The 13,086-nt window shown below is 62.5% G+C and carries 11 protein-coding genes and 1 pseudogene; 9 read left to right on the plus strand and 3 right to left on the minus strand.

Annotation, left to right across the window (positions count from 1 at the left end; all coding sequences use genetic code 11):
* A pseudogene (locus tag GSM73_RS27200) lies at positions 1-499 on the minus strand (branched-chain amino acid ABC transporter substrate-binding protein); the annotation flags it as partial.
* Between the two features lie 406 nt (positions 500-905).
* Between GSM73_RS27200 and GSM73_RS10920 the strand changes: the two are divergent.
* Together GSM73_RS10920 and GSM73_RS10925 are read left to right on the plus strand one after the other, a co-directional pair.
* Positions 906-2,162 (plus strand): sensor histidine kinase, encoded by a 1,257-nt coding sequence (locus GSM73_RS10920; RefSeq protein ID WP_160892502.1) that lies wholly within the window; start codon positions 906-908, stop codon positions 2,160-2,162.
* Positions 2,162-2,800 carry a response regulator transcription factor gene (locus GSM73_RS10925; protein ID WP_160892504.1) on the plus strand — a complete coding sequence of 213 codons (639 nt, stop codon included), beginning with the start codon at positions 2,162-2,164 and terminating at the stop codon, positions 2,798-2,800. The genes GSM73_RS10920 and GSM73_RS10925 overlap by 1 nt, the downstream gene beginning before the upstream one ends.
* Before the next feature lie 186 nt (positions 2,801-2,986).
* Here GSM73_RS10925 and GSM73_RS10930 read toward each other — a convergent pair whose 3' ends face one another.
* The gene (locus GSM73_RS10930) at positions 2,987-3,631 is read right to left on the minus strand and encodes a pentapeptide repeat-containing protein (protein WP_160892506.1); all 645 of its coding nucleotides are present in this window, start codon (positions 3,629-3,631) and stop codon (positions 2,987-2,989) included.
* 247 nt (positions 3,632-3,878) lie between these two features.
* On the minus strand, positions 3,879-5,735 hold the full coding sequence (exaA, locus tag GSM73_RS10935) for a quinoprotein ethanol dehydrogenase (protein WP_047229002.1): 1,857 nt from the start codon (positions 5,733-5,735) through the stop codon (positions 3,879-3,881).
* A gap of 252 nt (positions 5,736-5,987) precedes the next feature.
* Between exaA and pedF the strand changes: the two genes are divergently transcribed.
* The 7 genes from pedF to GSM73_RS27205 all read left to right on the plus strand — a co-directional run.
* Entirely contained in the window at positions 5,988-6,449 is a 462-nt protein-coding gene (gene pedF, locus GSM73_RS10940) for a cytochrome c-550 PedF (RefSeq protein WP_160892508.1), read from the plus strand.
* Between the two features lie 5 nt (positions 6,450-6,454).
* On the plus strand, positions 6,455-7,330 hold the full coding sequence (locus GSM73_RS10945; protein WP_047229004.1) for an ABC transporter substrate-binding protein: 876 nt from the start codon (positions 6,455-6,457) through the stop codon (positions 7,328-7,330).
* A 10-nt stretch (positions 7,331-7,340) separates the two neighbouring features.
* Positions 7,341-8,096: a quinoprotein dehydrogenase-associated SoxYZ-like carrier gene (locus tag GSM73_RS10950; RefSeq protein WP_139050450.1), complete on the plus strand. Its 756-nt coding sequence runs from the start codon at positions 7,341-7,343 to the stop codon at positions 8,094-8,096.
* 16 nt (positions 8,097-8,112) lie between these two features.
* The gene (locus GSM73_RS10955; RefSeq protein WP_160892510.1) at positions 8,113-9,048 is read left to right on the plus strand and encodes a quinoprotein relay system zinc metallohydrolase 1; all 936 of its coding nucleotides are present in this window, start codon (positions 8,113-8,115) and stop codon (positions 9,046-9,048) included.
* Positions 9,049-9,226: 178 nt separating this feature from the next.
* Entirely contained in the window at positions 9,227-10,099 is an 873-nt protein-coding gene (locus GSM73_RS10960) for an alpha/beta fold hydrolase (protein WP_047229007.1), read from the plus strand.
* 209 nt (positions 10,100-10,308) lie between these two features.
* Complete coding sequence (locus GSM73_RS10965) at positions 10,309-12,084, plus strand: PQQ-dependent methanol/ethanol family dehydrogenase (RefSeq protein WP_076385149.1); 1,776 nt, start codon at positions 10,309-10,311, stop codon at positions 12,082-12,084.
* Between the two features lie 285 nt (positions 12,085-12,369).
* Positions 12,370-13,086, plus strand: a 717-nt coding sequence (locus GSM73_RS27205; RefSeq protein WP_256676831.1) for an aldehyde dehydrogenase family protein, incomplete at its 3' end; no start/stop codon positions are given.

Consider the following 13,086-nt stretch of genomic DNA (forward strand, 5'->3'; position numbering starts at 1 on the left):
ACTGCACCAAGGCATCGGCGAGCATCGCCCGGTCGGGCAGGCTGTGGAGCACGTTGCCCAGGCAATCGGTGGTACGCAGGCTGTCGTCGGCGCTGCCGGCATTGAACAGCAGGCTGTCGGGCAGGGCGGCACTGAGTTGGCGCAGGCTGGCGGATGGGGCATTGACCACAAACAACCGCAGGCCTTGGTCATGCTGCGCTTGGGCGGCCTGGAGCAAGGCTTCGGGGCTGTCGACGCTGGCGCTTTGCAGATGGTAATCGTGCTTGAGAAAACGCCCGGTGCTGTTGCTGTCGACAATCGCCAACTGCGCCCCGCGCAGTCCGGCATCGGCGGGCTCTTCAATGACGTTGGACAGCAGCGGGCCCGGGTCGGGGCGGTAACCCAGGTAGCCGATGCGCACTTGCAGCGGCGCGCCGTCGCCAGCCTGGGCGGCGACCGGCAACCCGGCGCTGGCCGCTGCGAGCAAAGGGATCAAGGCGTAACTGACGAGCCGGCGCATAACACCTCCATTGCGGGTAGCGCCAGCATAGAAAGCCTGTGTCCAGGGGGAAATATGCAGAAAGTACCGCCGGGCCAGTACCAAGGTAGTAACCCGCTGTCGACGCCGGGGTTTTAGGATGCCAGTCATCGTCATTCATCAGGAGCGGACGGACCGTGCGGATTCTCAAAGCCCTGCTGCTGCCGTTGTTGCTGATCTTGAGTCTGATTGGCGTGGATCGGTTGTCTGGCAAACCAAAGAGCTGCCGCGAACACAAAACCTGCGAGCACAGAGGTTCCCCTGTGGGAGCGAGCTTGCTCGCGATAGCGGTGGTTCAGTCGACAGCGCTGTTGAATGTGCCGATCTCATCGCGAGCAGGCTCGCTCCCACAGGAGTACTGTGCCGGCCAGGGGTTGGGCCGATAACCATGTCGGCCCTCTGGCGAATCAACCTCTGGGTGACGGCGTTTTTCGCCCTGGTCACCCTGGCTTGTGCGGTCCTGTTGCTGCATCAAGCCACGGCTGATGTGAAACGTGAGCTGCAATCGGCCGAGTCCGTGGTGCATTACCTGAGTGAAACCGCCGAACGCAACCCGGCCAGTCTCCAGTCGCGGCTGACCGGCAGTCTGCGTCATGTGCGGGTGCACTGGTTGGCGGCGGGGCAGGTGCAGCCGGGGAACAGCGAGGGCGGGGTGAGCGCCTGGCTTGGTCGCTGGTTACTGGGCGACGCTCCGGCTGCCGAGGTGGTGGATTTGCGCGACGGTCGCCGGGCCTGGATCGCGGTCGATCCTCGGGACGAAATCGAAGAAGTCCTCGATTCCCTGGTGCAACTGCTCGGCGTCTGTGCGCTGGCGCTGTTGGTCAGCCTGCTGGTGATCCGCTGGGCGGTGCGCCGGGGTATGGGATTGCTCGATGAATTGCTGCAGGCCCTGCGTCAGGTCTGCGCCGGCGATCTGCGGGTGCGGCTGGCCGCTGATGCTATCCCGGAGGCCCGGCAATTGGCGGTGCATTTCAATCGCATGACCGCTGCCCTGACTCAGGCCCAGGCCGATAACACCCGGCTTACTCAAGCCCTGCTGGCCGTGCAGGAGCAGGAACGCACGCAGCTGGCTCGGACCCTGCACGATGACCTAGGCCAATACGTGGCAGGGATCCGCGCCCGGGCATGCTTGCTGCGGCTGGTGATCGATCAGCCGCCGATGCTGGAGCAGACCGTCAGCCAGCTCGAGGGTCATTGCGAGCATCTGCAACAGGGATTCCGTGCGCTGGTGCAAGACCTGTATCCGGTGGTGCTTCAGCACCTGCCGCTGTCCGAGGCCATCGAGCTGCTGGTGGCTCAGTGGCAACAAAACCAGGGCATCGCCTGTCAGCTGCGGATCAACGCGCCGTTGCCGCCGTTGTCGGGCTCGAACAAGACCCACCTGTATCGCCTGTTGCAGGAAGCGCTGACCAATGTCGTCCGGCATGCCGGCGCCACGCAGGTGCGGATTCGCCTGCAGCATCGGGCCGGGCGTTTGCGAGTGCTGGTGCGTGACAACGGCCGGGGAGCGACCGGGCCCCATCGAGCGGGCGTTGGCCTGCACTCGATGTCCGAGCGCGCCCGCAGCCTGGGTGGCGAACTGCGCATCATCAGCCAGCCCGACGCAGGTTGGGCGCTGGCCTTGAATATTCCCCTGGAGGCGTGATGAACATCTTGTTGGTCGACGATCATGCGGTGGTTCGGCAGGGCTATGCCAGCCTATTGCGGGCGCTGATGCCGGAGCTGCAAGTGCGCGAAGCCGCCACCGGTGAAGAGGCGTTGAGTCAAGTGCTGGAGCAGGTGCCTCATCTGGTGATCATGGATTTCGGCCTGCCCGGTATCAGCGGGCTGGAAACCACCCGGCGCCTGCGCCAGCGCCTGCCGCAACTGCGGGTGCTGTTCTTCAGCATGCATGATGAACTGCCGTTGGTCCGTCAGGCGCTGGACGCCGGGGCTGCGGGCTACCTGACCAAGAATTCGGCACCTCAGATACTGGTGGAGGCCGTGCGCCGGGTGCTGGCCGGCCATGCCTACATCGAACAAGCCCTGGCCACCCAGTTGGCCTGCGCCAGTACCCGGCATAACACCGACCCGCGCTTGCAATGCATGACCCAGCGCGAGCTGGAGATCTTCGTCATGCTCGCCAGGGGCACCCCGGCTCGCACCATTGCCGAACAGTTGTGCATCAGCGCCAAGACCGTGTCCAATCACTTGACGCTGCTCAAGAGCAAGCTGCAGGTCAGTTCCCATGCCGAACTGGTCCATCTGGGGATCGACATGGGTGTGGTGCGGGTGGCGGGGTGAGCCCCTCATTTCCTCGCAATGATGCTCAACTGTGGCGAGGGGATTTATCCCCGTTGGGCTACGCAGCAGCCCCAAACCCTGAAGACTCGGTGTGCCAGGTCTATTGAGCTGGCTGTTTTAGGGCTGCTGCGCAGCCCAGCGGGGATAAATCCCCTCGCCACAAGGCTGTGTATGTATCTGGAGACTTCATTGATCCCAGGACACTGGGCAACCCGTACACCCTTGCATATTCGCATCCTGAAAATTCCCGTAATGCTGGCGTGAACCGCTCATGTTGGCGTCTTCCAGGTTGCTTTCGCCAAGCTTGGCTTCCTGCAGGTTGGCGTCGCGCAGGTCGGCGCCCTTGAGATCTGCCTTGCTCAGCCAGGCCATTTCCAGGTCGGCGGCTTGCAGGTTGGTTTCGTGCATTCGGGCGCCGGACAGCCGGGCAAATTGAAGATACGCGGCGCTCAGGTCGACTTTCTGGAACTGCGCGCCCTGGGCAAACAGGCCCCAGCCCTGGATAGCCTTGAGCGTGGCCCCACTGAAATCCGCCAGACGCAGGTTGCTTTGCTGCAAGCTGGCACGGGTCAGGTTGGCGCCTTGCAGACGGGCTTTTTCCAGATTGGCCAGGTCCAGCCGCGCATGGCGCAGATCGGCGCCCCGCAGGTCGGCACCGCTGAGGTTCATTTTGCGCAGGTCCTGGTTGGCCAGCCGGGCGCCGCGAAGGTCGGCGCCGGGGCATTGGCTGGACTCGGCGATGATGCAGCCGTTGATGGTCAGGGGCATGTCGGGATCGGCGGCGCTGGCATTTGCGGCGAACACGATCAATAAAACCAGTGGATAGTTCATGGCAGGAACTCGAGTTAACTGTGGGAGCGAGCCTGCTCGCGATTGCGGCGGTACATTCAACATCACTGCCAACTGAACCACCGCCATCGCGAGCAGGCTCGCTCCCACAAGGGATCTTTGCTGGACACAGAATCTGTGTCCAATGGGATCAAGAGTGGGAGCGAGCCTGCTCGCGAAGCCGTCGGCACATTCAACATCACTGCCAACTGAACCACCGCCATCGCGAGCAGGATCGCTCCCGCAAGGGTTATTGGCGGGCCACCTTGTTATCCCAACTCGGAATCTTGAACACCCAGAACGACCCGCCCTGGGCCACCGGCTTGGTCAGCTCGGCCATGTCGCCGCCCCACAACGGCACGGCGCCGCCGTAGCCGACGGTCACGCCGATGTACTGTTCGCCGTCCTGCTCCCAGGTGATGGGCGGGGAGACGATGCCGCTGCCGGTCTGGAACTTCCACAATTCCTGGCCGGTCTTGGCGTCGAAGGCCTTGAAGAAGCCGTCGCCGGTGCCGGTGAACACCAGATTGCCTTTGGTGGCGAGCACCCCGGCCCACAGCGGCAAGGCTTCCTTGTGTTCCCAGACCACCTTGCCGGTGGTGGGGTTCATCGCCCGCAGGCTGCCGACGTGATCGTCATACATTCGCTTGATGCGAAAGCCCATGCCCAGGTAGGCCGAGCCTTTCTTGTAGTTCACTTCTTCGGTCCAGTATTCCTCCTTCCACTGGTTGCCCGGCACGTAGAACAGCCCGGTGTCCTGGCTGTAGGCCATGGGGTTCCAGTTCTTGCCACCCAGGAAAGGCGGTGAGACCTCCACCGGTTTGCCCTTGGTTTCACCCGGCAGTGGCTTGGCCGGACGCTGACCTGGATTTTCCACCGGGCGGCCGGTCTTCAGGTCGATGTGGCTGGCCCAGGTGATGTTGTCGACGAAAGGGAAGGCGTTCTGCAGCTTGCCGTTGTTGCGGTCCACGACGTAGAAAAAACCGTTGCGGTCGGCGTGGGCGGTGGCCTTGACCAGCTTGCCGTCCTTGTCTTTGTAGTCGAACAGCACCAGCTCGTTGTTGCCGGAGAAATCCCAGGCATCGTTGGGCGTGTGCTGGTAGAACCACTTCACCTCGCCGGTACTAGGGTCGACGCCCACCTGGCCGGAGGTGTAGAGGCTGTCGTAATCCTGCGGGTTGCCATCCTTGGCCGTGCGCGCCCAGGTGTTCCATGGCCCCGGGTTGCCGGCGCCGACGATGATGGTGTTGGTTTCGGGGTCGAAACTGGCGCTCTGCCAAGGTGCGCCGCCGCCGTGGCTCCAGGCCTCGACCTTGCCGGTTTCGGTGGTTTTGTCGTCGGGCCAGGACGGTGCTTTCACATCGCCGGTCGGCGTGCTGTCCTTGCCGTTGAGACGGCCCATGTGGCCTTCGACGAAAGGCCGCATCCAGACTTCTTCACCGGTGTCCGGGTCCCGGGCGAACAGTTGCCCGACCACGCCGAACTCATCCCCGGAACTGCCATGGATCAACAGCACCTTGCCGCTGGTCTTGTCCTTGATCAGTACCGGGGCTCCGGTCATGGTGTAGCCGGCCGCGTGATCGCCGAACTTCTTGTTCCACACCACTTTGCCGGTGTTTTTATTCAGGGCGACCACCCGCGCATCCAGCGTGCCGAAGTAGATCTTGTCGCCGTAAATGGCCGCGCCCCGATTGACCACGTCGCAGCACGGGCGAATGTTGTCCGGCAGCCGATGGCTGTAGGTCCACAGGCGTTTGCCGGTCTTGGCGTCGAGGGCGAATACCCGCGAGTAAGAGCCGGTGACGTACACCACGCCGTCGCTGACGATGGCCTGGGACTCCTGGCCGCGCTGCTTTTCGTCGCCGAATGAATAAGACCAGGCCGGCGTGAGCTTGAACACGTTCTTGTCATTGACCTGGGCCAGCGGGCTCCAGCGCTGGGCGTTGGTGCCCATGCCGTATTGCAATACGTCGCGGGTGGTCAGGTGGTCGTTGGCGATGTCTTCCCAGGTGACTGCGGCGTTCGCCTGCGGAGTCAGGGACAGGCTGCCGGCCAGCAGCAAGGCCACGGTCAGGGAAGAGAGGGCGGGGAGCGTTTTTATTGTCATGGTGGGCATTCCCAGTGAGGTTTTGGCCTGACTAGGTTGGGTCGCGTCAGGGCTCTACCGATACGGAAAAAGTCCCGCCCTTGCCGGGAAGACTTCCCGAACCGGCTGTCTTTGCGAACCGCGCCGGATGACCCGCTACCAAGGAACTAGAGTGCGGCCACCAAAGCAGCATTCGGCTGGGGTGCAGGCGTTCCTAAGATGACGGCACGGCCTCTGTAGAGAGGTCTTGCGTGCAAATTCGAGGGCATAACAATGACAACAAAACGCAACGCCATCATCGCTACCGCATTGCTGATAGGGCTGACCGGCGCAGGCTCCGTGTGGGCCCATGGCAACGTAGTGCCCCAGGCAGTGGAAACCAAAGGGCTGACCCCGATCAAGGACACCGGCCTGCCGTTGGATGGTGATGGTTGGGTCGCCCAGAACCCTTACCGCAGTTCTCCCGAGCGAGACAAAGCGGTGGAAATCGGCGCCTCGGCCTACAACCAGAACTGCGCCGCGTGCCACGGCCTGGAAGCCAAGTCCGGTGGGATTGCGCCGGATCTGCGCATGCTGGACGCCGCCGAAGCCGGAGATGAGTGGTTTGTCGAGCGCGTGCGTCACGGCGCGGTGCGCGACGGCCGGGTCTACATGCCGAAAATGGCGGACTACTTAAGCCAGGAAGCCTTGTGGGCGGTGCGCACCTATCTCGACAGCGTGCACGTCGAGGAGTGATCGCCATGCGCCTGTTCGCGTGGATATTCTGCAGCCTGTTGCTGTGTGGCCAGACGGTTCAGGCACAGGTGCGTAACTACGATGAAATGATCGCCGCCGGCGAGCTGAAAGTGGCGGTGTACAAGGATTTTGCCCCCTATAGCTTCGAAGACCACGGCCAGCCTCGGGGCGTGGATGTGGAGCTGGCCCAGGCCCTGGCCAAAGCCCTTGGCGTGCGCCTGCGATTGATCTGGGCGCCGCCCGGCGAAAAGCTCGATGACGACCTGCGCGATTACATCTGGCGCAGCAGCGCCCTGCATGGTCGGCAACTGGCCGACCTGATGATGCGCGTGCCTTACGATCGCGACTACGTGCAAAAGCGCAACGACATCGGTGAACTGGAAAACGCCCAGGTCGCCATGTTCGGGCCTTATCAGCAGGAGTGCTGGCAAGTGGCGTACGACCGCCGACGGCTTGAAAGTGTAGGCAGTGTCGCGGTATTCCAGCAGCACCCCATTGGCGTTGAAGTCGACAGCGTGCCGTCGTTCTACCTGACCTCGGTGTTCAACGGCATGCTCAGCGCCAGGACCCATCACTTCCCCGGCGTAGGCCAGGCGTTCAAGGCCATGCGGGCCGGGCAGGTCGACGCGGTCATGGCCATGCGCGGGGAGATCGACTGGCAACTGCATGAGGCGGCCGATCCGCAACTGGCATTGGCCGAAAATGCTTACCCGAACATGGGCAAGCAACGGTGGGAAATCGGCATGGCGGTGCATGAGAGCAACCGGCAGCTGGCTTATGCGGTGGAAGAAGCGCTGGAAGGGTTGATCCGCGACGGTAGTCTCAAAACCATCTATGCCCATTACGGCCTGCGTTACGAAGTGCCCGAGATGTATCAATAGGAGCGCAGGGATGAACTGGCGAGCGTGGGGTCTGCTGTTGTGCTGCCTGCCGTTGACGGCGACGGCGCTCGAGACTGGGAAGGACCCGGTGCCCTCGGTGATGTGGGCCTTCTATCACAAACAATTGCTGGGTGAGGCGCCGTTCGTGTTCGACGACCGGGTCCGGTTGCTGGCGCCGCCTTTTGCCGAAGACGCGCGCCAGGTGCCGTTGCAGATCGATGCCCGCGCATTCACCGGCGACGTGGTGCGCATGCTGGTTTGGGCCGAACTGAACCCGCTGCCCAAGATCGTCGATTTCCAGCCGGGGGAGCGGGTGCTGCCCTGGCTGTCGATCCGCATTCGTATCGAGCAGGCCACGCCGTTGCGCGCTGCCGTGCAGACCCGTGACGGCCTGTGGCACGTCGGCTCGACGTTGATCGACGCGGCCGGTGGCGGCTGCACCGCGCCAAGCGTGGTGCGGACCCAGCCGGGCTGGGAAGAACACTTGGGCGAAGTGCTGGGAGCTCGTTACCCCCGAGGTGAAGACAGCCGCCTGCGCCTGCAAGTCGCCCACCCAATGGACAATGGGCTGGTGAGCGGCATCCCGGAGTTTTACCTCAACCAGGCGCAGTTGCTGGACGCCGACGGCCAGGTGCTGGCGCGCCTGGAGCTGTTCCCGGCCGTCAGCGAAAACCCCAACCTGAGCTTCGACATTCAAGGCCCCGGGCAGACCCGCCTGTTGTTGCGTGACAACAGCGGCAATGAATTCGAGGCTACGGTCCCCTGACCACAAGGAGCGCGCCATGCGTTGGTTGTTGCTGATCTGGCTGGGCCTGTGCCTGCCGACATGGGCCGCAGCGGACTATTCACTCAAGCCCCGGCAGATCGCCGAAGGCACTTGGTTGCTGGAAGGCAGCACGGACAATTTTGCCAAGGCCAACGGCGGCAACATCGTCAACACCGCTTTTATTGTCACCGAGGCCGGCGTGGTGGTCATCGACAGCGGCCCGTCCCGGCGCTACGGGCAGGCCTTGCGCCAGGCGATTGCCGCGACCACCGATAAGCCGGTGATCCAGGTGTTGCTGACCCATCATCACCCCGACCATGTCTTGGGCAACCAGGCCTTTAGCGACGTACCCATCGGCGCGCTGGCGGGGACCACGGATCTGTTGCGCCAGCAGGGCGATGCCATGGCCGAGAACATGTACCGGCTGGTCGGTGACTGGATGCGTGGCACCGAAGTGGTATTGCCAAACCAAGTGCTGGTTCCCGGTCCGCTGAAGGTCGGCAACCATTCGTTGCGTCTGCTGGCATTGGCCGGGCACACCGGGACGGACCTGGCGATCCTCGATGAAACCACCGGCGTGTTGTTTGCCGGCGATCTGGTGTTCTACGAACGCGCCCTGACCACCCCGAACAGCCCCGGTCTGGAGGTCTGGCTCAAGGACCTGGACACCCTGCAAAGTCTGTCGTGGAAGCAGATCGTACCCGGCCATGGTCCAGTGGCGAGCGATGCCCGGCCTTTCTTGCAAATGCGCGATTACCTCGGCTGGCTCGACCAACTGATGCGCGACGGCGCGGCCCGGGGCGATGACATGGCCGAGATGATCCGCAGCCCCATCCCCGAGCGTTTTGCCGGGATCAGCCTGAGTCGCTATGAATTGATTCGCAGTGTCAGTCATCTTTATCCGCGTTATGAGCGGGTAGGGATGAAGCGAGTAGATGCCAAGATTGAGTAGTCCCGGCAAATCCCCCGGCTAGCGCCAAAAATGAAAAAAAGCGGGCCTTGGTCTAAGGTCATTGTTAAGGACACAGCAGGGGTGTGGTGCCTGAAAAAATAGCCGAAGTCGCGGAACCGAAGATGTCATGGCCGCAGAGTGCTTTCTACGCAAGGCAGAACTCTGGAGCAGCGATGAAATGACCATCACAAAAATCCTCCACGACAAAATCCACGCCAATGGCATCGAAATGCACTATCGGTTTACCGGGCAAGGGGCACCGATCGTCCTTCTCCACGGCTGGCCACAACACTCTCTGATGTGGAATCGGGTCATGGCGGAACTCGCCGACCAGTATCTAATCATTGCCCCGGATCTGCGCGGAGCCGGAGGATCGTCGATTACGCCCGGGGGCTACGACAAGCGGACCATGGCTCGCGATCTACGAGCCCTCATCGAGAAGCTCAACCTGGGGCCGGTCTTCCTTGTGGGCTACGATCACGGTGTTGGCGTTGCTTACCAATATGCCGGCGCGCACCCCAACGAGGTTCGACGGCTGGCCCTCGCCGAATATGCGCTGCCGGGGTTCGGCTACGAGGCCAAGCTGACGCCGTCTCGAGACTGGGACGTTGCCAGCAGCTGGCAACTCAGCTTCTTCACTCAGCCCGATGTTGCGGAAATGTTCATTCGCGGAAAGGAGCGCGAGCTGCTCTCCTGGTTTTTCTGGAAGATGTCCGCCAACCCTGAGGGCGTGAGCGGCGAGGACTTCGAGGAATATGTCCGGCAGATCATCAAACCAGGCGCGCTGCGAGCGGGCCTCAATTACTACGCTGCGGTCTGGCAGGACATGGACGACCATTCCGAAACCGCTCGGCGGGGCAAACTGCAGATGCCCGTGCTCGGCATTGGTGGTCGATGGGGGTTCGCCGAGAAGACCAGCCTGCTCCTCGAACCGGTGGCGCAGCACCTGAGTGGGACCGTCATTGAAGGTGCCGGACACTGGCCGGCCGACGAACGTCCCGACGAATTCGCCCGAATCTTGCGCGATTTTTTCCAAGCCGACTCGCCCTGAAGCCGGCATGCCGTTCACGTAAGGCTGGCGCCACCTTACCGGCTTCCTGAGGGAACAGCGTTGTAACGGTCCAATCCGGTCTTCACATGTACCAAGGAACTAGAAAACTCAACACAGCGGGCAATTGTTGACGACGGCCCCAAGGCCAAGAATCTGCGGCAGACCGGGAAAATTTCCCGGGTATAACAATAACCGCAGAGGTAGCCGTCATGACTCATCCCGCACGTCGCCAGCCCTTCGCCGTGAGCCTGCTGCTCAGTGCCATGCTGCTGTCCGGTTCGGCCTTGGCCGCCGTGACCGATCAGGAAATTCTCCAGGACCCGAAAAACCCGCAGCAGGTCGTGACCAACGGCCTCGGCGTGCAAGGCCAACGCTATAGCCCACTCGACACGCTCAACGTGAATAACGTCAAGGATCTGCGTCCGGTCTGGGCGTTCTCCTTCGGCGGTGAAAAGCAGCGCGGCCAGCAGGCCCAGCCGATGATCAAGGATGGGGTGATGTACCTCACCGGTTCCTACTCGCGGGTGTTCGCGGTGGATGCACGCACCGGCAAGAAACTCTGGCAATACGATGCGCGCCTGCCCGATGACATTCGTCCTTGCTGCGACGTGATCAACCGTGGCGTGGCGCTGTATGGCGACCTGGTGTATTTCGGCACCCTGGACGCCAAGCTGGTGGCCCTGAACAAGGACACCGGCAAGGTGGTGTGGAGCAAGAAAGTCGCTGACCACAAGGAAGGTTATTCCATCAGCGCCGCGCCCATGATCGTCAATGGCAAGCTGATTACCGGCGTGGCGGGCGGCGAGTTCGGCGTGGTGGGCAAGATCAGCGCCTACGACCCGAAAAACGGCGAGCTGCTGTGGACCCGTCCGACCGTGGAAGGGCACATGGGTTATGTCTACAAGGACGGCAAGGCTATCGAGAATGGCATTTCCGGTGGCGAAGCCGGCAAGACCTGGCCGGGGGATCTCTGGAAGACCGGTGGTGCGGCGCCCTGGCTGGGCGGCTACTACGACCCGGAAACCAATCTGCTGCTGTTTGGCACCGGTAACCCGGCACCGTGGAACTCCCATCTGCGCCCTGGCGACAACCTCTATTCCTCGTCGCGCCTGGCCCTTAACCCGGACGACGGCAGCATCAAATGGCACTTCCAGAGCACCCCTCACGACGGCTGGGACTATGACGGCGTCAACGAACTGATCTCCTTCAACTACAAGGAAGGGGGCAAGGACATCAAGGCTGCGGCCACCGCCGACCGCAACGGCTTCTTCTACGTGCTCGATCGCACCAACGGCAAGTTCATCCGCGGCTTCCCGTTTGTCGACAAGATCACCTGGGCCAGCGGCCTGGACAAGGAAGGGCGGCCGATCTACAACGAGGCCGGCCGTCCGGGCGCGCCGGGCAGCGAAGCCAAGGGCAGCTCGGTGTTTGTCGCGCCGGCGTTCCTCGGGGCGAAGAACTGGATGCCGATGGCCTACAACCAGGACACCGGGTTGTTCTACGTGCCGTCCAACGAATGGGGCATGGACATCTGGAACGAAGGCATCGCCTACAAGAAGGGCGCGGCGTTCCTGGGGGCCGGTTTCACCATCAAGCCGCTGAACGAGGACTACATCGGTGTGCTGCGGGCCATCGACCCCAAGACTGGCAAGGAGGTCTGGCGTCACAAGAACTTCGCGCCGCTGTGGGGCGGAGTGCTGACCACCAAGGGCAACCTGGTGTTCACCGGCACGCCTGAAGGATTCCTGCAGGCCTTCAACGCCAAGACTGGGGAAAAGGTCTGGGAATTCCAGACCGGCTCCGGTGTGCTAGGTTCGCCCATCACTTGGGAAATGGATGGCGAGCAATACGTCTCCGTGCTCTCGGGCTGGGGTGGCGCGGTGCCGTTGTGGGGCGGCGAAGTGGCCAAGCGCGTGAAGGACTTCAACCAGGGCGGCATGCTCTGGACCTTCAAGTTGCCGAAAGAGTTGGTGGCCAAGCGCTGAGTTGTCATTGAGCCGTGGGCTGCTTTTGTGGCGAGGGGATTTATCCCCGCTGGGCTGCGAAGCGGCCCCAAAATCTTTGCGAGCGCTGCGCACTCGAGCGGGGATAAATCCCCTCGCCACAAAGGCAGCGCTTGTTCCCGCTTTTCGTGTCCTGAAAAATCCACAAACCTACGACCAAATAACGAGAGCCCCCCTGCCAATGACGCATTCGTCCAGCATGCGGGTCTCTCTACCATCGGCCTATCGCCTGTCCCGCGACAGGCATCGACCAGGCAGAGGCCCATTATGATCTATGCACAACCCGGAACCCCAGGCGCCGTCGTTACCTTCAAGCCGCGCTATGGCAATTTCATCGGCGGCGAATTCGTCGCGCCGGTTAACGGCGAGTATTTCACCAACACGTCCCCGGTCAACGGCGAGGTCATCGCCGAGTTCCCACGCTCCAACGCCGCTGACATTGACAAGGCCCTGGACGCAGCCCACGCCGCTGCCGATGCCTGGGGCAAGACTTCGGTGCAGGATCGCTCCCTGGTGCTGTTGAAAATCGCCGACCGCATCGAACAGAACCTGGAACGCCTGGCTGTCAGCGAGACTTGGGACAACGGCAAAGCCGTGCGCGAAACCCTCAATGCCGACGTACCGCTGTCGGCCGACCATTTCCGTTATTTTGCCGGCTGCATCCGCGCCCAAGAGGGTGGGGCCGCCGAGATCAATGAACTGACCACCGCCTATCATTTCCACGAACCGCTGGGCGTGGTCGGACAGATCATCCCGTGGAACTTCCCGCTGCTGATGGCCGCCTGGAAACTCGCCCCGGCCCTGGCCGCGGGTAACTGCATCGTGCTCAAGCCAGCGGAGCAGACGCCGTTGTCGATCACCGTGTTCGTCGAGCTGATCGCCGACCTGCTGCCGCCCGGTGTGTTGAACATCGTCCATGGCTTTGGCCGCGAAGCCGGTGAAGCCCTGGCCACCAGCAAGCGCATCGCCAAGATCGCCTTCACC

The sequence above is a fragment of the Pseudomonas sp. PICF6 genome (genome assembly GCF_009831705.1).
GTDB classification, from domain to species: domain Bacteria; phylum Pseudomonadota; class Gammaproteobacteria; order Pseudomonadales; family Pseudomonadaceae; genus Aquipseudomonas; species Aquipseudomonas rhizophila.

Coding starts and splice junctions, on each gene's coding strand:
- GSM73_RS10920 (WP_160892502.1), top strand. CDS start 906: ATGTCGGCCCTCTGGCGAATCAACCTCTGGGTGACGGCGTTTTTCGCC.
- GSM73_RS10925 (WP_160892504.1), top strand. CDS start 2,162: ATGAACATCTTGTTGGTCGACGATCATGCGGTGGTTCGGCAGGGCTAT.
- GSM73_RS10930 (WP_160892506.1), bottom strand. CDS start 3,631: ATGAACTATCCACTGGTTTTATTGATCGTGTTCGCCGCAAATGCCAGC.
- exaA (WP_047229002.1), bottom strand. CDS start 5,735: ATGACAATAAAAACGCTCCCCGCCCTCTCTTCCCTGACCGTGGCCTTG.
- pedF (WP_160892508.1), top strand. CDS start 5,988: ATGACAACAAAACGCAACGCCATCATCGCTACCGCATTGCTGATAGGG.
- GSM73_RS10945 (WP_047229004.1), top strand. CDS start 6,455: ATGCGCCTGTTCGCGTGGATATTCTGCAGCCTGTTGCTGTGTGGCCAG.
- GSM73_RS10950 (WP_139050450.1), top strand. CDS start 7,341: ATGAACTGGCGAGCGTGGGGTCTGCTGTTGTGCTGCCTGCCGTTGACG.
- GSM73_RS10955 (WP_160892510.1), top strand. CDS start 8,113: ATGCGTTGGTTGTTGCTGATCTGGCTGGGCCTGTGCCTGCCGACATGG.
- GSM73_RS10960 (WP_047229007.1), top strand. CDS start 9,227: ATGACCATCACAAAAATCCTCCACGACAAAATCCACGCCAATGGCATC.
- GSM73_RS10965 (WP_076385149.1), top strand. CDS start 10,309: ATGACTCATCCCGCACGTCGCCAGCCCTTCGCCGTGAGCCTGCTGCTC.